This window comes from Halobacillus sp. B23F22_5 (genome assembly GCF_043497085.1).
GTDB lineage: Bacteria > Bacillota > Bacilli > Bacillales > Halobacillaceae > Thalassobacillus.
This window is the reverse complement of sequence record NZ_JBIEKI010000011.1, coordinates 102,727-120,747: the sequence shown is the minus strand read 5'-3', so window position 1 is coordinate 120,747 and position 18,021 is coordinate 102,727. Positions and strand designations below refer to the sequence as shown.

Below are 18,021 nucleotides of genomic sequence, written 5' to 3'. Positions count from 1 at the left end.
CTAGATGAGATTTCCCATCACTTCGAGTGAGTAAGATCCCTCAGAGACGATGAGGTAGATAGGTCCGAGGTGGAAGCGTGGTGACACGTGGAGCTGACGGATACTAATCGATCGAGGACTTAACTAATATAATTCGTGAAGAAGTTGGGTCGTTGAATGTTGCTTATCTAGTTTTGAGGGTTTACATAAAAATATAAAAAACCCTTGAATTTTTGGACTAAGGTGCATATAATATATCTTGTCCCTAAAAAAAGATTAAGGTTTGGTGGCGAAAGCGGAGAGGTCACACCTGTTCCCATGCCGAACACAGCAGTTAAGCTCTCCAGCGCCGATGGTAGTCGGGTTTATCCCCGTGAGAGTAGGACGCTGCCAAGCCTGGACTTATTTTCTTAAAGATCTGCTTGTTAACAAAATCACACCAATGATACACACCTTTACAATATTCCACCGTAGCGAAGCTAACCTCTTCGACTAAACTTCGAAGTAAGCTTTGCAAGGAGTTCAACACTGTTTATGTAGCCAGAAAGTTGAACAAAAGGGTTGAACGACGAGCATATAACTTAGGTTGTAGCTCAATGATACACACCTTTACAATATTCCACCGTAGCTCAGTGGTAGAGCAATCGGCTGTTAACCGATCGGTCGTAGGTTCGAATCCTACCGGTGGAGCCATGGAGAGCTGTCCGAGTTGGCCGAAGGAGCACGATTGGAATTCGTGTAGACCGTTACCGCGGTCTCGAGGGTTCGAATCCCTCGCTCTCCGCCATATCATATTGGCCCGTTGGTCAAGTGGTTAAGACACCGCCCTTTCACGGCGGTAACACGGGTTCGAATCCCGTACGGGTCACCACTTACATAGGAGGATTAGCTCAGCTGGGAGAGCACTTGCCTTACAAGCAAGGGGTCGCAGGTTCGAACCCTGCATCCTCCACCATTTCATTCACATTTCCAATTCAATATCGTAAGATATAATGTCTTACATTATCGCGGGGTGGAGCAGTCTGGTAGCTCGTCGGGCTCATAACCCGAAGGTCGCAAGTTCAAATCTTGCCCCCGCAACCAATTATTTTTCATTTGCATCGTCGATTAATCATCATTGCTAATGAAAGATAGTAGTACTGCAAAGTGCAACCAATTTATTTCAACTTCCTACGTCGAATAATCTTCATAGCTAGTTGAAAATCGTGTGCTGCAAAGCGCAACCAAATTATGGTCCGGTAGTTCAGTTGGTTAGAATGCCTGCCTGTCACGCAGGAGGTCGCGGGTTCGAGTCCCGTCCGGACCGCCATTATTACTTTTACATAGTTTCATAATTATTTAAATACTTAGGCTTGGTAGCTCAGTCGGTAGAGCAACGGACTGAAAATCCGTGTGTCGGCGGTTCGATTCCGTCCCAAGCCACCATTTCTGATTAGCCGGTCTAGCTCAATTGGTAGAGCAACTGACTTGTAATCAGTAGGTTGGGGGTTCAAGTCCTCTGGCCGGCACCATTGTAGGTTTTCCTGCAACGTCGAATAAACTTCTTGCTGGAAAACAACCGTGTGCTGTAAGTGCACCATTGAATAGTTTTCTTCATTACAATGGAGGGATAGCGAAGTTGGCCAAACGCGGCGGACTGTAAATCCGCTCCCATCGGGTTCGTAGGTTCGAGTCCTACTCCCTCCACCATATATAGGGGTATAGTTTAATGGTAAAACGAAGGTCTCCAAAACCTTTGATGTGGGTTCGATTCCTACTACCCCTGCCATTATGGCGGCCGTGGCGAAGGGGTTAACGCACCGGATTGTGGCTCCGGCATTCATGGGTTCGATTCCCATCGGTCGCCCCATCTTTACTTTGCCTGTTGGCCCATAGCCAAGCGGTAAGGCAGCGGATTTTGATTCCGTCATGCGCTGGTTCGAATCCAGCTGGGCCAGCCATTTAAATTGCGAGAGTAGTTCAGTGGTAGAACACCACCTTGCCAAGGTGGGGGTCGCGGGTTCGAATCCCGTCTCTCGCTCCATATTTAATTTTCAGGGTATCACAAGGCGGCATAGCCAAGTGGTAAGGCAGAGGTCTGCAAAACCTTTATCACCGGTTCAAATCCGGTTGCCGCCTCCATAAACAATATGCCGGTGTGGCGGAATTGGCAGACGCGCACGACTCAAAATCGTGTTCCTTCGGGAGTGCCGGTTCGACCCCGGCCACCGGTACTACTTAACAATTTATTTGTTAGAGAATTGACTTCTTTCATATTACTGAAAGGGTCTTTTTTCTTATTATTATACAGTTTTAAGGCCTGGTATTATTTAATACTTTGCGGATGTGGCGGAACTGGCAGACGCGCTGGATTCAGGGTCTAGTGGTGGTAACACCGTGGGGGTTCGAATCCCTTCATCCGCATCGCCTGGATGGAGAAGTACCCAAGTGGCTGTAAGGGGGCGCACTCGAAATGCGCTAGGGCGGGCAACCGTCGCGTGAGTTCGAATCTCACCTTCTCCGCCATTTTTATATGCCGGTGTGGTGAAATTGGCAGACGCGCACGACTCAAAATTGTGTCCCTTTGGGAGTGCAGTTTCGACCGGTATATAATTTAGAATTAAAATTAATCTTCACCAAGACTGATGAGATCTTTTTCTTTTTAATATATATAAAAGGTGCTTGCTAAATTGCAAGCACCTTTTTCATAATTTCCACTCGTTTGATTTCCATAGTTTCTTTAATAAATCTTCTGACTCACCTGTGTTACCATTGATTAGGAAAGTTTTTGTGAAGAAATCAGTGTCCACTTCTATTAGCCATAATGGCAAGTAAACTACCTCTGCTTCTTTAACCTCATATCTTGGTTTTTTTAATACATAGTTCCGACTGATTTGCTTTTCCTGAATATTTATTACGTATTTTTCTAGTAGTTCTTGTCTTGTAATTATAGCGTTTTTAACTTTTGATGAAGCTACTTCCTGCTGGGTGACAGGAGGTACATTCGGAAATAACCCCCGGTAGCCTGAAATAGCATCCACAAAAGCCATGTTCGGCTTTATTTTGGGTGGGAACGGTTTTCTATCAGCAATGACTAGCATCTTCACTGTCCACATTGGCTGATAGACTTTTTCGCTCCTTACGATCCCATTTTTAATTACATTCTCATTGAGTTTCTTATTCAGTTTCAACGAAGGCTTCAAGCCTTTATACATATACTTGGGAAGCTCGTGTTCCTGGATAGAATCTTCTCCTAAGATGTTCAGTTTCATTTTTTCACCTGCTTATGCTTCCATGTGATAGCTGTCTACTTCTTGTTGTATCTTTTCAGATGGTGGGGCTGTCATTAAACTTACTACAATCGTAAGAATTGCTGAAACGGGGGCAGAGACTAAGTGCTCGGAAACAAGAGCAAATGGTAATAATGCCATGATGATGAAAACTACCGTTCCTCCAATCATACCAGCTAAAGCTCCTGCTGTATTGGTACGCTTCCACCAAAGCCCTAACACTAGTGGGAAGCCAAAAGCAGAAAGCATTGCGCCACTTACCCAACCTACCATGACAGCGATCAATTGAGGGGGATCGATTGCGAAAATAATCCCAACCACACTAGCTAAGATCATTACAATTAACCCTAGACGAGTGACTTTCTTTTCGGAAGCTTTTTTATTAATATGTTCTTTATAAATATCATGGGCGATTCCTGCAGATACGGCCAGAAGCATCGCATCCGCTGAGGACATGATTGCAGCTAATAACCCGGCCAGCATAACTCCGGCAAGTAAGGCAGGCATGTAATGCTCAATTACGGAAATAAAAATCATATCCTGATTGTCGAGTGATTCTGCAATCCCCAGGCTGGCACCTGCCGATGCAATGACAAATCCGAATAGGAATACAGTAACATACAAAAAACAAGCTCCTAGAGCTGAGCGACGTGCTGTTTTCGCATCACGTGCAGCAAAGTTCCTCATAACAGCTGACGGTGATACTACTCCGAACCAAAGAAAAGCAACAAATAGACCGAAGTAAGACATCCATGGTTGAGTAATAGAACCGAATTGAGGGTCGACTGCTAACGCGTCTTGAACAAGCGAACCAACTCCACCATGATCCATTAGAATAATAATAGCGAGAATGAACATTCCGATGACCATGACAGCACCCTGAATCAAGTCCGTGTATGTAATCGCCCACATTCCACCTAGTGCGGCATAAAGTGTGAATCCTAACCCTAAAATGATTACAGCAGTTACATAATCAATCCCTAACACATAAGAACCAATTAGCCCTGATGCTGTCAACTGGGGGATCATATAGAAAGTCATACTCAGTACGACTAGAATAGCAGAAACAATCTGTACCGATTTTCCGTACCTATGCTTGAAAAATTCAGGCAGAGTTTTTACGCCTGTTCTTCTAATTTGTCCAGCTATTAAAAACATTGCAAATGAAGGGATAGCTACTGCGCCGAACCCGTAGGCTAATAGAAAAGGAACCCCTAATGCTACACCAGAACCTACAGCCCCCATCAGTGAGCTTGAGCTTGCTACCGCTGCAAAAAATGCGAATGATCCAACAAAACTATTAATCTGCCCGCCAGCTGTCCAGTAATCACCTTCAGATGAGTGAGCCCGCTTTGCGAACCAAATTCCTATAACGGTCATAATGATTAAATAAATGGCTAAAATGATTGTTTCCATTACTTGCATGATTACTCACTCCTTTATTGCATTTCTTTCTTTTCCAGTCTTTCCATCCAAACGACATATGCGACTGTTAACGCTAACCATATGAAAAAGCAGACAAACATGGCCCATCCTGCTAGGGATATTCCACCTACAAAAGTGTCTGCCGGCCACCATATCCAAACGATCAAAGAGATAATAGATAAAATAATTACCATGACGATTCCCGGGTCTTTCCACTTTTTCCTTGTCAGTTTTCGCATCATTCTGCCACCTTTCTATTTGTAATACGTTTCATACACTGATTTGACAGTTACTAAGTCAAAAATAGAGGCACCGACAGACTTGAAAATAATTGTCTTATCATGGACACCAGAAGGGTAATGGTTTTCTCTGATTATTTTTTCAAGGTCCCACGTATCCTCTAAATCTTTACGTAACTCTTTAGCTCGAATCATATCCCCTGACTCCCGTAAAGCGCTTGAAGCATCCACGTAGATTTCATCTGCTTCTTGCAATACCTGATCCGAAAGTTCTTGCATCGCCGGTCGAAAGGAACCTACGCCGACAATTTGTTTTCCTTTCCATTCAGATGGCTCCAGTTCCGGTAATACCGGCTTAGAAGAGGTGGTGGTCGTTACGATGATATCTGACTTCTTCACCAGTTCCTCTACGGAAGACACATAAAAGCTGATGTGCGGAAATGCTTTTTCTGCCTGCTTTTTATATGCCAGTGCTTTCTCTTCTGTACGGTTAAAGATATGTACTTCGTTAATATCCCGGGCGACAAGTCCTGATTGCAAATGACTCCAACCTTGTGTTCCTGTACCGATGATTCCTAGGGTTTTCGCATCTTCTTTCGCCAAATACTTCATGCCTAAACCTCCAAGAGCACCTGTACGTAACGAAGTAATGGCGATGGCGTCGCACATGAATAATGGTTCCATGGTTTCACGATTATATAAAATCATTAATCCATGAATCGTGTCTTTGTCGAGGTTCGTGTTATTCGGAGCTACTCCCACTAACTTCGTTGCATAATAATCACCGTAAAATGCTGGCATTAGCAGAGCTGTATTGTCTCCATCCTCAATATGCATACGATCAGGAGAAATGTAGTCTCCTTCTTTTTCTTTGTAGAAATCCTCAATAGCTTCCATGGTTTCTTTCATGGAAAACTTTTGTTTGATTTCTTCTGCTGAGATTACTTCCATTTATCATTCTCCTTTCTGTATACTTAAGAATATTACCAAATTATTCTGAAAAATAAAACCGATTGCAAATTCTGCTCGCTCACAGAAAACAATGCTTAGATCAAATCAGGCCATTGGATTTTTTCTGGTTGTAATCGTATGATTAAGATAATGTAAGACAACCTAAATCATATATGGAAGATAAGTGAGTGATGTCATGAAAAAGGAAGAGAAAAACCAGTTGAAATATGCACAGCAACACCTGGCTAATGAAAGAACCTACCTGGCATGGGTTCGTACGGTTATTGCTATTGTTGGTATTGGCTTTTTAAATACCAGCCTTCATTTCACGATAGGGGTCCAGCGTAACAGTACGATCGATATGATCAGCCTTTCTTTAGGTGTTTTTGCTGTTGTTCTTGGTTTTATTATCATAATTTTAGCAACTGTCGCTTATTTCAATAAAAAGAAACAGATCATGAATGACGAAACATTCAACCCTTCTAATACTTCTGTGACGTTAGTATCTTCCTTAATGATTGTTATTCTGATTTTCATCTTATTTTACTTCTTATATTTGGAAAGCTAGTGTGTAAAATCTCCCCTGGCTATATTACAATGAATGTTGTGGTTCTTATTTACAGGGGAGGTATAATATGGGTGTTTTTATAACGGTTATCGTGGTTACACTTTTACTCGGTATAGTAGGGTACTTTGCTAACAGTAATACAGAGGAAGAACCTATCCCCGTCCATCGTCGGGAAACGAGTGAATCACAAATAGTTTCAACCAATATAGCTACTATTTATTTTGAGCATAACAACCGGGTTGCTACCTTGTTGAAATTAGTTGGATATGTATTTTTAGTGACAGGATTCTTAGTAGGGTTGTTTTTCCTTGTTAATGAGGAGTTCCTAGGCTTTTTCTGGATGGTGATCTGTGCAGTCATATCATTCATCCTTGCTTTAGGATTTGCTGAAGTCGTTCAACAGCTGCATCATATTAATATCCGTTTACGGAAAAAGGATTTTTTATTGGATGAGGAAGAAACGAAATTCAATTCCAATGAATGATACATAATTGTGAGGCACTGGAGGGCAGTGTCTCTTTTTGATTTTAATATAATAATAGTGAAAACGTGATAAATATCACAGACTTACAGGCTACAGCCATTTATTATTAAGGTACATTCATCATACAGGAGGTAGGCATGATGAGGCCTTTACTCGATAGATTGGAGCAAAATGAAAAAGATTTATTGCTCGCTAACTCAAAAGAAACATTCGTCAAACGTGGAGAAGTAATATTTGAAGAAGGATCGGAAGCTTCCCATTTGTACTTTATCCTAGACGGTACAATTCGTGTTCATAAGCAGATGAAACAGAATAAAGAAGTAACCGTATTTTTACGTAAGAATAATGATTCATTCGGAGAGATAGGGATCTTCTCTGGAGAAATTTATTCTTGTTCTGCGGTTGCTTTGACAGACGCTTCTTTGTTATATATATCAAAAAACGATATGGAAACCTTAATGGCGCAAAATGGTCGATTAGCTTTAGGCATTACGAAATGGCTGGCAGAATCGCTCGAAGCCAGTAAAGCCAAACTGCGAGACTATTTAGTGTTCGGTTCGGAAGGTGCAGTCGCATCTATTTTTATCCGGTTAAGTCATATGTATGGTAAAGAAACTCCAAGAGGGGTGGAAATTACAGAACCGATTGTCGTCCAGGATATCGCAAAGTACGTCGGGATTACCAGGGAAACCGCCAGTAGAGTGATCAGTAAGTGGAAAGACCAAGGCCTCATTGACAATGAAGCAAAAAAATTCTTTATTAATGATATCGAATATTTCCGCTCCTTATTGATGTGTGATCAATGCGGCGTTCAAAATTGTACATTATAGAAAAATTTATTTAGAGGCTATAAAAGCCTCTTTTTTTATTGGGATTGGTATATTCCTCAAAAATTACAGACCATGCTTAAAAGTCTTTCCAGTAAACAGCTTTCCTATAATAGGGTTGTTTTTTTCGAAATTTCAAAATAATATGGGATTACAGCTTACTAACCAGTTGATATGTTAATAGATTATGGTTAATGATATAGATTTACACCAGGGCCTCGGGGCAAAATTTAATATGGGAGGAATCGATTATGTCAGATAGATTTAATGGAAAAGTAGCATTTGTAACCGGCGGAAGCCGTGGTATAGGAAAAGGAATTGTTCAAAAATTTGCTGAAGAAGGCGCAACAGTAGCCATTATCGATATTAACGAAGAAGCGCTTGCGCAAGCTGCAAATGAATTTAACAAAAAAGGTTATGAAGTGTTTACGAAGGTTGCTAATGTGATGGAGGCAGAACAGGTAGAGAGTGCCATGGCAGAAGTGTATGAGAAATATGGTTCGGTTGATATTCTAGTTAACAATGCTGGTGTAATCAAGGATAATATGCTATTTAAAATGACTGATTCCGATTGGGATACCGTCATGGGAGTGCACCTTAAAGGATCCTTCAATGCCGCCCGGGCAGCACAGAAATATATGGTTGAAAAGAAATTTGGCCGCATTATTAACATCTCCTCGACCTCTGCCTTGGGCAATCGCGGACAGGCAAACTATGCTACAGCTAAAGCTGGATTGCAGGGTTTTACCAAAACATTGGCAATTGAACTTGGCCCCTTCGGCATAACAGCAAATGCGGTCGCTCCCGGGTTCATTGAGACTGATATGACCAAGCAGACAGCGGCAAGAATCGGTATTTCCTTCGAAGAATTGGTGGAAGCTAGTGTCTCCAATATTCCTGTAGGAAGAAGTGGTAAGCCAGAGGATATTGCAAACGCTGTTGCTTTTTACGCTGATGAACAATCATCCTTCGTGAATGGTCAGGTACTCTACGTAGCTGGCGGACCAAAAGATTAATCAAGGAGGAGTCATAGATGCTGACACATGTTATTGGTAAGAAATCGAAACCCGTAAAGAATACCGTGGAAAGAGGAGCAGTCAAGAAATTTGCAGAAGCTATTGGTGACTTGCACCCCATATTCATATGTGAGGAGACCGGGAAGCAGTCAAGGTATAACAATAACATTGCTCCCCCGACTTTTCCGAGAGTCTTTGATTACGGCGCTATTGAAGCATTGGAGTTGCCTGGTAAAGGTTTGATCCACGGCGAAGAAACCTTTCATTATGAAAGACCTTTGCTCGTCGGAGAGGAAATCAATTGCTACGTGGAAGTAAAAGATTACTATGAAAGAAAAGGAAAAAGCGGGGAAATGGGCTTTTTACTTTTAAAAAGATATGGGGAAGACCTTGATCGGAAGCTGGTTTTCACAGAAGAGCAGGTAGTCATCATTACAGAAGCTGTTCGGAAGGAGATGAAGGTGTGAATCGGTTAGCTGTGTTAGAAGCAGGGGAATCACTGGAGAACGTAACGTTATCTCCGGTTTCGAGGCTGGACTTGATCAAATACGCGGGCTCATCAGGTGATTACAATCCAATCCATACGATAGATGAAGAAGCCAAAAAAGCTGGGCTTCCTGGAGTTATTGCCCATGGCATGTGGACGATGGGCAATCTCGCTAAATTATTCACTCCTTATTTTGAAGAAGGGTTTATCCAGGATTATACCATCAGGTTTCAAGGTATGGTCCGACTGCATGATGTCATCACCTTACAGGCGACATTAGCCGATAAAACTGACCGGCAATTACATTTCGATGTGAATGCAATTAATCAAGAGGGAAAGGATGTTATCAAGGGTACAGTTGTATTTAGTCAGTATGAATAGGAGTATCAAAGGAACATAAAGAGATAAATACAAAAGATAGTCACCCTATAGGATTCGATTAATTTTTATGTTTTTCGACAAAAAATTAAAAATCCCATTGCACTACTAAACTACCCTTGTTATAATTATAAATGTCATTTCAAAAAGGCATTTTCACTATACGGGTGTAGTTTAGTGGTAAAACCTCAGCCACGAGCAACGCATCCACCGAATAAGCTACGAGTTGTCTCGACGGATATACTTCCATGAATTATCTGGCAGAGGAAGAGACATGATTGTTCGTGAACCTGACTTAAAGCAGTCATTTAATTAACATGCGGGTGTAGTTTAGTGGTAAAACCTCAGCCTTCCAAGCTGATGATGTGGGTTCGATTCCCATCACCCGCTCTTATTGCCGGTTTTATCCGGCAAGAGTAATTATTTCCCCAATCAAGTTAACCAACGCAGTGTTTCGTTCTAGGTGACAACGAAGCATTGCGTTTTTTATGTTGTAAAGATGGCAACATTGTAAATAAACAAAGTAGATAATTGGATTGGAGATGATTCGTGATGAAGAAACTTCAACAGCAATTACAGCAAATAGACGGGAAAAGTTATAAAGGTTATAAGCAATTGCAGGGAAGCTATCAGTTTGAGCGCTACCGGCTATGGATTGATTATGTACAAGGGGATCCGTTTGCGGCTCCTTCTAAAATAAGGATTCAAGTGCCGTACGACAAACGTCCGATCAAAGCCGAATGGAGAAAAGACAGGAATCGTCGCGTCTATGCGGAGGATACGATTACAAGAGATATCGCCCGTACACTGATGAAGCTTAATCCTAATGTGAAGGGATCAGGTAAGAGCGGATTGGTGGCAATCGATCGCCCAGGGCAGGAAATATTAGAACGTACGGCTGTCGAATTGAATAGTGACCATATGATTATCTGCCTAAGCATAGGTTTACCGGCCAACGGTAGACGTATTAATGGAAAGCAAGCAGAGAAACTGTTCTTACAGGTGCTTCCTGAGCTGATTGATAAATCTGTCTTTCGTATCAACGATGAAGAAATTGAGGAAGCAGTGCAACTGGCTGACCAGCATGTAGCGATCCGCAGGGAAATGGAAGCGAATGACTGGATTGCATTCGTCGCAGATGGAGCAGTTTTACCTCGGAAAAGCGGCGTCAGTGAACGGCCGATGGAAGGTGCGGTGCCGTTTGAAAGTCCTGAACAGAATCGTGTCACAATTGAATTACCTCACCGCAACGAGCCATTGACAGGTATGGCGTTGAAAAAAGGGATAACGTTGATTGTCGGAGGCGGGTACCATGGTAAAAGTACCCTGTTGAATGCGATGGAACGCGGGGTGTACCCTCATATTAAAGGGGATGGCCGTGAGTATGTGCTGACTGATCCGGCAGCAGTGAAAGTCCGCGCAGAGGACGGAAGAAAAGTTACAACCGTAAATATTTCGCCGTTTATTAAAAACCTGCCGCATGGTACAGACACAACCAGGTTTACGACGGATAATGCAAGTGGAAGTACGTCGCAGGCTGCCAATGTAGTGGAATCTCTTGAGGCAGGCGCTGGCACACTGCTGATTGATGAAGACACCAGCGCAACGAACTTTATGATACGAGATGAGCGTATGCAGGAGCTGGTAGTGAAGGAGAAAGAGCCGATTACTCCTTTCATCGATAAAATCAAACTGCTTCGCGATGAATTAGAGGTCTCGACGATACTAGTCATGGGGGGATCCGGTGACTATTTCGATGCTGCTGATAACGTCATCATGATGGATCAGTATCTCCCTTATAATGTTACGAATAAGGCAAAAGAGATTGCAGATAGATATCCGCAACAGCGTAAAATTGATAGAGAATACAGCTTTGGCGAGATAACCAGGCGTAGATTTTTACCAAACAGCCTGCAGACCCAAAAAGGGAAGAAAGCTAAAGTACAAGCAAAAAGTAAGACGTTGATTTTAAAAGGAAACACGGAAATATCCTTGCATTATGTAGAGCAGCTTGTAGACGCATCCCAGACACGAATGATTGCAGATATGCTGCTTCATTTAGATAAAAAAGGCTGGCTGGAAAAGAGCAGGTCTATGGAAGAATTACTTGATGCCATGGAAGATCAACTGGATAAGCAAGGATTGTCTTCCTTCGCCCCCTTCCAAAACCAGCACCCTGGTGAACTGGCACGTCCTAGGCGGTTTGAAATCGCAGCGACTTTAAACCGCATGCGAACAGCAAAAGTAAATCCTATATTATAAACTATGGACTTTAAAAATGGAGTAAGTGAGTGAATTCCTAATATCATCAATTTAGTCCAATTAATCTAAATGAAAGGAGGGGTAAGGATGGATTACAAGCAATTGAAAGAAGAAGTTATCGCTTATAGTAAGGAAATAGGCATTGATAAAATCGGATTTGCCTCCGTAGATGTGTTCGGGGAAATGAAAGCCCGTCTGAAACGACAGGAAGAACTGTCGTACCAATCGGGGTTTGAAAAAGGGACAGTTGATGAACGCACAGAACCAAGCCGGCTCTTGCCTGAAGCACAGTCGATTATTTCGATTGCTTTAGCTTATCCCTCTAAAATGAAAGATGCACCAAAAAGTAAAAAAGGCGACAGGCGTGGTATCTTCTGTCGTGCTTCGTGGGGACAGGATTACCATGATGTCTTGCGGGATCGACTGCAGAAGCTTGGAGAATTCTTAAAAGAAAGATTTCCTGAGGTCAGTATCAAATCGATGGTGGATACAGGAGAGCTGGCTGACCGGGCAGTAGCTGAACGTGCGGGCATTGGGTTCAGCGGGAAAAATTGTGCGATCATCACGCCTGAATTTGGTTCCTATGTATATCTGGGAGAAATGATTACGAATATTCCCTTCGAGCCGGATGAACCTGTCGAGGACAGTTGCGGCGATTGCAATATTTGTGTCGATGCCTGCCCGACTGGAGCCCTTGTCCAGGGGGGACAGCTGGATGCCAATAAGTGCATCGCATTTTTAACGCAGACGAAGGACTTTCTTGCTGATGAATATCGTGTGAAGATCGGTAACCGGCTATATGGTTGTGACACTTGTCAAACCGTATGTCCGAAAAATAAGAAGAAAGATTTTCATCTGCATGAAGAATTTGAGCCGAATCCAGAAGTGACCAAGCCAAGATTGAGGCCGCTCCTTTCGATTTCGAACAGGGAGTTTAAGGAGCAATTCGGTCCGATTGCCGGATCCTGGCGTGGCAAAAAGCCGATTCAACGTAATGCTATTCTGGCATTGGGTCACTACAAAGATGAGACTGCAGTGGACGACTTAATTCGTTTGATGAAGGAAGACCCTCGCCCGGTCATCCGTGGAACTGCTGCCTGGTCGCTGGGTAAAATTGGTTCTCCTGGGGCTTACGAAGCAATTGAAGCTGCGATGGAGAAGGAGACGGATGAGCAAGTGTTGTTTGAAATGGAAAAAGGGCTTGGGTTTCAGCTGAATTGACAGAAAACTCCTTCCCATCTTTGCATTTCTCTAGTATAATAAAACAAACTTTTTAAAAAAGAAGGGGTTGTTTATGGCTAAACGTTCCTTTCTTTATTATGATGAATTGGAAACTCCACTTGGTCCGGTAACATTCGTTGCAGATAAGGACGGTGTCTGCCGGATCGACTATGGAAGCTATCAAGAGCTGGCAACGCATCATAATAATTGGGCGAGACAGTATTTCCTTTGTCCGAAGTTTGTGCAGGATGATGAGTTGTTAGAACCAGCCAAGCAGGAGTTCCAGGAGTATTTTCTAGGAACCAGGCATGCATTCACCTTTGACTATCAATTGTATGGAACCCCTTTTCAGCAAAAGGTGTGGAAGGCTTTGTGTGAAGAAATTCCTTATGGAGAAACAAGGTCGTACAAAGACATCGCAAAAGCGATCCAGTCGCCTAAAGCGATACGTGCTGTAGGCGGTGCGGTAAACCGCAATCCTTTATCGATTATTATTCCATGTCACCGAGTGATCGGTACGAACGGAAAATTAGTGGGCTACAATGGTGGTTTAGAAAAGAAAAGAAAGTTATTGGAATTAGAAATGCCACAGATGCTTTTCAATTTTTAAGATGAAGCCGTGATATACTCACGGCTTTTTTTGTTGTTAATCCCTGTTTCTTTCATAAACTGATAGGGGAGGGAGGAGCACTGATGGTGAATGGTAATATACTTAAAGATTTCTGGAATGAGGTATTGACCAGTCAGCGGGACATGGACACCATCCCATGGCTAAAGAGAAAATGGGAGCTTCACAAAGAACGGGGATACCGGGTAGCCCGTGTTTCTGGAGCTGTCACCCCTTATCAGCGGATAGAGGATTCTGATAGCAGGACAGATTTGCGTTATATGTTGAAAACTAATTTTGTCCTCAAAAAGAAGAACGATTTCTATGTGGAAGAATTAGAAATGGACTGCCGGGCACAGATGAAACACAATGAAATTTTACGCCATGAATTCATGGAGGAAAAGAATGGACCTGTGGAAGGTGACAAAAAGTATGAGCCCATTCCGATGGGAGAAGTACGGGACCTTCGTTTCAATTATGATCGCCGAAGCGCTGTGAGATACGCTGAACGCTGGTGGAACAGTTATAATCCTGAATATCGTACATTCACAGATGATTGTACGAATTTTATCTCGCAATGCATGCGGGCTGGAGGAGCGCCGATGTGGGGGACTCCGAATCGCGGAAAAGGCTGGTGGTATTCGGGGAAATCATGGAGCTACAGTTGGACGGTAGCCCATTCCTTCCGTTGGTATCTGAGTGGATCCCGGCAAGGGCTGACTGGAAAGGAAGTCGATTCACCGAAGGATCTGATTCCAGGTGATGTTATCTGCTATGATTTTGAAGGGGATGGAAGATGGAATCATAATACGATCGTCGTGAGTAAAGACGCGGATGGGATGCCTCTGGTAAATGCCCATACTTATAACAGCAGAATGCGGTACTGGTCCTATGAAGACTCCACTGCTTATACGCCGAACATTGAATATAAGTTTTTCCGAATCGGAGAGTGAGTATGTTATAATAAGCGGGTCATTAAGCAACCAGAGGTGAAGAAAATGCCTATCCATGTCGTTTTATATCAACCAGAAATACCCGCTAATACGGGAAATATTGCAAGGACCTGCATCGCTACCGGTTCTACCCTACATTTAATCCGTCCGCTCGGTTTTTCAACTGATGACAAAATGCTTCGCCGTGCCGGTCTTGATTACTGGCATGATGTTGATATCCATTATCATGACAGTCTCGACGAATTATATAAAGTCTATCCAGAAGGTGAATTTTATTATATCGAGAATTTCGGGACGAAACATTATACGGACTACAATTTCAATCAGCCTGAAAGAGATTTGTTTTTCGTGTTCGGAAGAGAAACAGATGGAATCCCGCTTGATTTGCTGGAAGGGAAAGAAGACCGGTGTCTGCGTATTCATATGACAGATAAAGTCCGTTCTCTAAACTTATCCAATACAGCCGCCATCTTGATTTATGAAGCGTTACGCCAACAGGATTTCCCTGGCCTTTCGTGAAAAAAGGACTGGAAGCCATATAAAAAACCCGCATCTGATTGGATGCGGGTTTTGTTCGACCTTATGTTTATTTTTGCGGGGTACCTGGCTTTTCGTCATATCCAGCAGCGAAAATAGATGTCAGGAATGTCACACATACTCCGATGATCAACGCTAGTTTCATAAAATGGCGCCTCCTTTATTCTCTACAATATCAACTAACCCTTATTATAACTAAATTGTCCAAAGATGTGAATTACTAATCGTACAAATGTCTATAAACTCCTGCCTATACATCTGGGTACTTCCCCACATACAGTGAACCATAGGTTACGCTGTACAGAAAGGGGAGGAAGAAAGTGGACTATGATTACTACCCTGAAACTATGATGGAGATTGAGGATGAAAGACAGCGCCCGCGTCCTGGAAGACGACCCAGAAGGCCGTACTACGGCGGTTATGGAGGATTTTATGGATCCCCATTTTTGGGCGGGGTGCTGGGCGGTTTGTTAGGGAGCGCTTTATATCCCTATCCATACTATCCGCCGTATTACTACTACCCACCTTATTATCCACCATATTATTATCCGTATTATTAATTCATGCAAAAAAAGCCATCCTGGCATCAGGATGGCTTTTATAAGTTAAAAGTTCACGTTATCCAATTTTTCACCCTGCGACTCATAGCCTTGCATATATTTGATACGACGCTGGGCGGATGTGGAATTGACTTGTTCGTCAGCGTGATAGGAAGAACGAACCATAGGCCCTGCTTCACAGTGTCTAAAGCCTTTTTCTAAAGCAATCTGCTTTAATTCCTCGAATTCATCCGGATGATAGTAACGTTCTACATTCAAATGTTTCTTGGTCGGCTGCAAATATTGTCCGATTGTCATGATGTCGACGTTATGTGCAAGCAAGTCATCCATCGCTTCGATGATCTCTTCTTTCGTTTCCCCAAGGCCAACCATGATGCTTGATTTTGTCGGTGTGTCAGGAGCGATTTCTTTTACCCGTTTCAAAAGGGTAAGGGATTGATCGTACATGGCACGGGCACGGACACGCTTGGTCAATCGGCGGACCGTTTCGATATTATGGTTGAAAATGTCCGGCTTTCCTTCCATTAATGTATGAAGGCTTTCATAGTCGCCTTTCATATCGGAAGGTAAGATTTCTACTGTACAACCAGGTACACGGCGACGGATGGCTTTTACTGTTTCGGCAAAAACTGCTGCACCGCCGTCTTTTAAATCGTCACGAGCAACCGCAGTGACAACCACGTGTTTCAGTCCCATGATTTCTACAGATTCAGCTACACGTTCCGGCTCGCCCCAGTCCAGCTCATTCGGCAGGCCGGTTTTGACCGCGCAGAAGCGGCAGCCACGTGTACACGTATCACCAAGAATCATGAAAGTTGCCGTTTTACGTTCACTCCAGCATTCGTGGATGTTCGGGCAACGGGCCTCTTCGCATACCGTATTGAGTTTCTTGTCGCGCATCAGTTTTTTTAATCGGTTGTATGATTTATTCGTGTTAATCTTAATTTTCAGCCATTCTGGTTTTCGTATGTACTCTTCTTTTTTAGCCATGTTGATGACACTCCTTTAATAAAGATTATCGAGCATAATTCCATTTATCATTGCGATATCGTTGTTCAGCTAACTGATGGACAGCCTTTAATTGTTCCTTATTCAACTGAAAAGGCTCCAGCTTGATATTCAGGCCTGTTTCAAATCCTTGCTTAAACGCTTCTTTCGTTTTATCGAAAGTGATTGGCTCTGGCACGATTTCATTAATTGCTACTGCTTTATCGCCGAATGCTTTGCGAGCTCTTTCCTTTACTCGATCATTCGGATAAATGAACATATCGAATAATTTTCCGTCATCAACTTCAATAGGGATCGACCCATGTTGAAGAATGACTCCTTTTTTTCTTGTCTGGGCACTGCCTGCAGCTTTCTTGCCTTCGACAATAAGTTCATACCATGAAGGCTCTTCAAAACAGACCGAAGAACCGGTTGTTTCCAGTTTTCCTTCTGGAATTGCAAAATCTGCCTGGACACCGAGGTTTCGGAACCCATGCAGCAGTCCCTTTGAGATGACTAAATAGGCTTCTTTAACAGATTTAGGCATATCCGGGTGCTCTTCTGATACAATAACACTATACGTCAATTCCTGGTCATGGAGTACCGCACGGCCGCCTGTTTGTCTGCGTACTAATTCAAAGCCATGACGTTTGACGCCTTCCAGGTCAATTTTTCCTTGGACCTTTTGGAAGTAGCCTACCGATAATCCGGAGGGTTCCCAGCCATAAAAACGGAGTACAGGAGGAATTTTTCCTTCACTATGCCAATTAAGCAGCAACTCATCCATTGCCATGTTGAAGGCTGGAGTTGCATGGCCAGTGTCGACATAATACCAAGTCTCACTCATCATGATCCTCTTCTCTGTAAGAATATTTCATACTTTAATTAAGTAAAATGCACAAACTAAGTTTAACAAGGTAGTCATTTATGTGTCAAAAGAGATTAAATGGGAAAAGTTGCGTAAGCTGACGTTCTTTAAAACCCCCCATTTGTATTGTCAATCTGTTAAATTGACGATAGGATATGGGATAAGCAGGAAAATGGACTAAAGGCCAGCCAAAACCACGTAAGGGAGGAGTCCCTGGTGAGCCAAACTCTTTATTCGAGTGTACTGTTTTTAGTAAGCTCAGCGATTTGGGCCATTTTAGCATTTATTTACCCTGATTTTAGAGTATTGAACATTATTTTATTTATCGTATTCCTGGTTTTAGGGCTGAGGAGACGAAAGCAGTATCAATTTGAAAAACAATATATGGATGAAGATGACTGAC

General features: G+C 42.8%; 19 protein-coding genes, 18 tRNA genes and 2 rRNA genes. 33 read left to right on the top strand and 6 right to left on the bottom strand.

Annotated elements, in window-relative coordinates:
• The 19 genes from ACGTN9_RS14675 to ACGTN9_RS14585 form a co-directional block, all read left to right on the top strand.
• Positions 1–127 (top strand): 23S ribosomal RNA (locus ACGTN9_RS14675); the annotation flags it as partial.
• A gap of 134 nt (positions 128–261) precedes the next feature.
• Positions 262–375 (top strand): 5S ribosomal RNA (gene rrf, locus ACGTN9_RS14670).
• Positions 376–597: 222 nt separating this feature from the next.
• Positions 598–672, top strand: a tRNA-Asn gene (locus ACGTN9_RS14665).
• 1 nt (position 673) lies between these two features.
• Positions 674–766 (top strand) — tRNA-Ser (locus tag ACGTN9_RS14660).
• 9 nt (positions 767–775) lie between these two features.
• A tRNA-Glu gene (locus ACGTN9_RS14655) sits at positions 776–850 on the top strand.
• Positions 851–858: 8 nt separating this feature from the next.
• Positions 859–934: transfer RNA gene (locus tag ACGTN9_RS14650), tRNA-Val, on the top strand.
• A 51-nt stretch (positions 935–985) separates the two neighbouring features.
• Positions 986–1,062, top strand: a tRNA-Met gene (locus tag ACGTN9_RS14645).
• Positions 1,063–1,211: 149 nt separating this feature from the next.
• Positions 1,212–1,288 (top strand) — tRNA-Asp (locus ACGTN9_RS14640).
• Positions 1,289–1,328: 40 nt separating this feature from the next.
• Positions 1,329–1,404: transfer RNA gene (locus ACGTN9_RS14635), tRNA-Phe, on the top strand.
• Between the two features lie 10 nt (positions 1,405–1,414).
• A tRNA-Thr gene (locus ACGTN9_RS14630) sits at positions 1,415–1,490 on the top strand.
• Between the two features lie 92 nt (positions 1,491–1,582).
• Positions 1,583–1,668, top strand: a tRNA-Tyr gene (locus tag ACGTN9_RS14625).
• Between the two features lie 5 nt (positions 1,669–1,673).
• Positions 1,674–1,747, top strand: a tRNA-Trp gene (locus ACGTN9_RS14620).
• Between the two features lie 5 nt (positions 1,748–1,752).
• Positions 1,753–1,828, top strand: a tRNA-His gene (locus ACGTN9_RS14615).
• 16 nt (positions 1,829–1,844) lie between these two features.
• Positions 1,845–1,919 (top strand) — tRNA-Gln (locus ACGTN9_RS14610).
• 8 nt (positions 1,920–1,927) lie between these two features.
• Positions 1,928–2,002, top strand: a tRNA-Gly gene (locus tag ACGTN9_RS14605).
• A 24-nt stretch (positions 2,003–2,026) separates the two neighbouring features.
• Positions 2,027–2,100 (top strand) — tRNA-Cys (locus ACGTN9_RS14600).
• 10 nt (positions 2,101–2,110) lie between these two features.
• Positions 2,111–2,192, top strand: a tRNA-Leu gene (locus ACGTN9_RS14595).
• Between the two features lie 106 nt (positions 2,193–2,298).
• Positions 2,299–2,382: transfer RNA gene (locus ACGTN9_RS14590), tRNA-Leu, on the top strand.
• Between the two features lie 10 nt (positions 2,383–2,392).
• Positions 2,393–2,484, top strand: a tRNA-Ser gene (locus ACGTN9_RS14585).
• Positions 2,485–2,663: 179 nt separating this feature from the next.
• On the opposite strand, the gene ACGTN9_RS14580 is transcribed toward ACGTN9_RS14585, so the two are convergent.
• From ACGTN9_RS14580 to ACGTN9_RS14565, 4 genes are read right to left on the bottom strand one after another with little or no spacing between them, the layout of a single operon-like run.
• Positions 2,664–3,230, bottom strand: a complete 567-nt coding sequence (locus tag ACGTN9_RS14580; RefSeq protein ID WP_499593993.1) for a hypothetical protein — start codon at positions 3,228–3,230, stop codon at positions 2,664–2,666.
• A gap of 12 nt (positions 3,231–3,242) precedes the next feature.
• A complete protein-coding gene (locus ACGTN9_RS14575) occupies positions 3,243–4,673 on the bottom strand; it encodes a sodium:solute symporter family protein (RefSeq protein WP_499593991.1) in 1,431 nt (476 codons plus the stop codon).
• 14 nt (positions 4,674–4,687) lie between these two features.
• Positions 4,688–4,912 carry a hypothetical protein gene (locus tag ACGTN9_RS14570; RefSeq protein ID WP_499593989.1) on the bottom strand — a complete coding sequence of 75 codons (225 nt, stop codon included), beginning with the start codon at positions 4,910–4,912 and terminating at the stop codon, positions 4,688–4,690.
• A gap of 15 nt (positions 4,913–4,927) precedes the next feature.
• On the bottom strand, positions 4,928–5,863 hold the full coding sequence (locus ACGTN9_RS14565) for an ornithine cyclodeaminase family protein (RefSeq protein ID WP_499593987.1): 936 nt from the start codon (positions 5,861–5,863) through the stop codon (positions 4,928–4,930).
• 184 nt (positions 5,864–6,047) lie between these two features.
• Between ACGTN9_RS14565 and ACGTN9_RS14560 the strand changes: the two genes are divergently transcribed.
• From ACGTN9_RS14560 to ymaG, 13 genes are all read left to right on the top strand, one after another.
• A complete protein-coding gene (locus tag ACGTN9_RS14560) occupies positions 6,048–6,431 on the top strand; it encodes a YidH family protein (RefSeq protein ID WP_499593985.1) in 384 nt (127 codons plus the stop codon).
• A 67-nt stretch (positions 6,432–6,498) separates the two neighbouring features.
• Positions 6,499–6,915, top strand: a complete 417-nt coding sequence (locus tag ACGTN9_RS14555) for a hypothetical protein (protein ID WP_499593983.1) — start codon at positions 6,499–6,501, stop codon at positions 6,913–6,915.
• 140 nt (positions 6,916–7,055) lie between these two features.
• A complete protein-coding gene (locus ACGTN9_RS14550; protein WP_499593981.1) occupies positions 7,056–7,745 on the top strand; it encodes a Crp/Fnr family transcriptional regulator in 690 nt (229 codons plus the stop codon).
• A gap of 248 nt (positions 7,746–7,993) precedes the next feature.
• A complete protein-coding gene (gene fabG / locus ACGTN9_RS14545) occupies positions 7,994–8,758 on the top strand; it encodes a 3-oxoacyl-ACP reductase FabG (RefSeq protein WP_499593979.1) in 765 nt (254 codons plus the stop codon).
• Between the two features lie 17 nt (positions 8,759–8,775).
• Entirely contained in the window at positions 8,776–9,225 is a 450-nt protein-coding gene (locus ACGTN9_RS14540) for a MaoC family dehydratase N-terminal domain-containing protein (protein WP_499593977.1), read from the top strand.
• A complete protein-coding gene (locus tag ACGTN9_RS14535; RefSeq protein WP_499593975.1) occupies positions 9,222–9,626 on the top strand; it encodes a MaoC/PaaZ C-terminal domain-containing protein in 405 nt (134 codons plus the stop codon). Before ACGTN9_RS14540 ends, ACGTN9_RS14535 begins: the two co-directional genes overlap by 4 nt.
• A 316-nt stretch (positions 9,627–9,942) precedes the next feature.
• Positions 9,943–10,013, top strand: a tRNA-Gly gene (locus tag ACGTN9_RS14530).
• A gap of 162 nt (positions 10,014–10,175) precedes the next feature.
• Positions 10,176–11,885, top strand: coding sequence for an ABC-ATPase domain-containing protein (locus ACGTN9_RS14525; RefSeq protein WP_499593973.1), 1,710 nt, complete (start codon positions 10,176–10,178; stop codon positions 11,883–11,885).
• Between the two features lie 87 nt (positions 11,886–11,972).
• Positions 11,973–13,106, top strand: coding sequence for a tRNA epoxyqueuosine(34) reductase QueG (gene queG, locus ACGTN9_RS14520; protein ID WP_499593971.1), 1,134 nt, complete (start codon positions 11,973–11,975; stop codon positions 13,104–13,106).
• Between the two features lie 73 nt (positions 13,107–13,179).
• Positions 13,180–13,716 carry a methylated-DNA--[protein]-cysteine S-methyltransferase gene (locus ACGTN9_RS14515; RefSeq protein ID WP_499593969.1) on the top strand — a complete coding sequence of 179 codons (537 nt, stop codon included), beginning with the start codon at positions 13,180–13,182 and terminating at the stop codon, positions 13,714–13,716.
• Positions 13,717–13,799: 83 nt separating this feature from the next.
• Positions 13,800–14,666, top strand: coding sequence for an amidase domain-containing protein (locus tag ACGTN9_RS14510; RefSeq protein ID WP_499593967.1), 867 nt, complete (start codon positions 13,800–13,802; stop codon positions 14,664–14,666).
• Positions 14,667–14,711: 45 nt separating this feature from the next.
• Positions 14,712–15,185 (top strand): tRNA (uridine(34)/cytosine(34)/5-carboxymethylaminomethyluridine(34)-2'-O)-methyltransferase TrmL, encoded by a 474-nt coding sequence (gene trmL / locus ACGTN9_RS14505; RefSeq protein WP_499593965.1) that lies wholly within the window; start codon positions 14,712–14,714, stop codon positions 15,183–15,185.
• Between the two features lie 368 nt (positions 15,186–15,553).
• Positions 15,554–15,763, top strand: a complete 210-nt coding sequence (gene ymaG, locus ACGTN9_RS14500) for an inner spore coat protein YmaG (protein WP_499593999.1) — start codon at positions 15,554–15,556, stop codon at positions 15,761–15,763.
• A gap of 45 nt (positions 15,764–15,808) precedes the next feature.
• Here ymaG and lipA read toward each other — a convergent pair whose 3' ends face one another.
• Together lipA and ACGTN9_RS14490 are read right to left on the bottom strand one after the other, a co-directional pair.
• Complete coding sequence (gene lipA, locus ACGTN9_RS14495; RefSeq protein WP_093046412.1) at positions 15,809–16,753, bottom strand: lipoyl synthase; 945 nt, start codon at positions 16,751–16,753, stop codon at positions 15,809–15,811.
• A gap of 25 nt (positions 16,754–16,778) precedes the next feature.
• The gene (locus ACGTN9_RS14490) at positions 16,779–17,600 is read right to left on the bottom strand and encodes a lipoate--protein ligase family protein (RefSeq protein WP_499593963.1); all 822 of its coding nucleotides are present in this window, start codon (positions 17,598–17,600) and stop codon (positions 16,779–16,781) included.
• A gap of 234 nt (positions 17,601–17,834) precedes the next feature.
• On the opposite strand from ACGTN9_RS14490, the gene ACGTN9_RS14485 reads away from it, so the two are divergent.
• Positions 17,835–18,020 (top strand): hypothetical protein, encoded by a 186-nt coding sequence (locus tag ACGTN9_RS14485; RefSeq protein ID WP_499593961.1) that lies wholly within the window; start codon positions 17,835–17,837, stop codon positions 18,018–18,020.
• Position 18,021: the final 1 nt, after the last annotated feature.

What these genes read in the sequence shown, in the direction of transcription:
- ACGTN9_RS14540 (WP_499593977.1), top strand. Translation starts at nt 8,776, where the DNA reads ATGCTGACACATGTTATTGGTAAGAAATCGAAACCCGTAAAGAATACC.
- lipA (WP_093046412.1), bottom strand. Translation starts at nt 16,753, where the DNA reads ATGGCTAAAAAAGAAGAGTACATACGAAAACCAGAATGGCTGAAAATT.
- ymaG (WP_499593999.1), top strand. Translation starts at nt 15,554, where the DNA reads ATGGAGATTGAGGATGAAAGACAGCGCCCGCGTCCTGGAAGACGACCC.
- fabG (WP_499593979.1), top strand. Translation starts at nt 7,994, where the DNA reads ATGTCAGATAGATTTAATGGAAAAGTAGCATTTGTAACCGGCGGAAGC.
- ACGTN9_RS14555 (WP_499593983.1), top strand. Translation starts at nt 6,499, where the DNA reads ATGGGTGTTTTTATAACGGTTATCGTGGTTACACTTTTACTCGGTATA.
- ACGTN9_RS14565 (WP_499593987.1), bottom strand. Translation starts at nt 5,863, where the DNA reads ATGGAAGTAATCTCAGCAGAAGAAATCAAACAAAAGTTTTCCATGAAA.
- ACGTN9_RS14510 (WP_499593967.1), top strand. Translation starts at nt 13,800, where the DNA reads ATGGTGAATGGTAATATACTTAAAGATTTCTGGAATGAGGTATTGACC.
- ACGTN9_RS14570 (WP_499593989.1), bottom strand. Translation starts at nt 4,912, where the DNA reads ATGCGAAAACTGACAAGGAAAAAGTGGAAAGACCCGGGAATCGTCATG.
- ACGTN9_RS14575 (WP_499593991.1), bottom strand. Translation starts at nt 4,673, where the DNA reads ATGCAAGTAATGGAAACAATCATTTTAGCCATTTATTTAATCATTATG.
- ACGTN9_RS14490 (WP_499593963.1), bottom strand. Translation starts at nt 17,600, where the DNA reads ATGATGAGTGAGACTTGGTATTATGTCGACACTGGCCATGCAACTCCA.
- ACGTN9_RS14550 (WP_499593981.1), top strand. Translation starts at nt 7,056, where the DNA reads ATGAGGCCTTTACTCGATAGATTGGAGCAAAATGAAAAAGATTTATTG.
- ACGTN9_RS14515 (WP_499593969.1), top strand. Translation starts at nt 13,180, where the DNA reads ATGGCTAAACGTTCCTTTCTTTATTATGATGAATTGGAAACTCCACTT.
- trmL (WP_499593965.1), top strand. Translation starts at nt 14,712, where the DNA reads ATGCCTATCCATGTCGTTTTATATCAACCAGAAATACCCGCTAATACG.
- ACGTN9_RS14525 (WP_499593973.1), top strand. Translation starts at nt 10,176, where the DNA reads ATGAAGAAACTTCAACAGCAATTACAGCAAATAGACGGGAAAAGTTAT.
- ACGTN9_RS14580 (WP_499593993.1), bottom strand. Translation starts at nt 3,230, where the DNA reads ATGAAACTGAACATCTTAGGAGAAGATTCTATCCAGGAACACGAGCTT.
- queG (WP_499593971.1), top strand. Translation starts at nt 11,973, where the DNA reads ATGGATTACAAGCAATTGAAAGAAGAAGTTATCGCTTATAGTAAGGAA.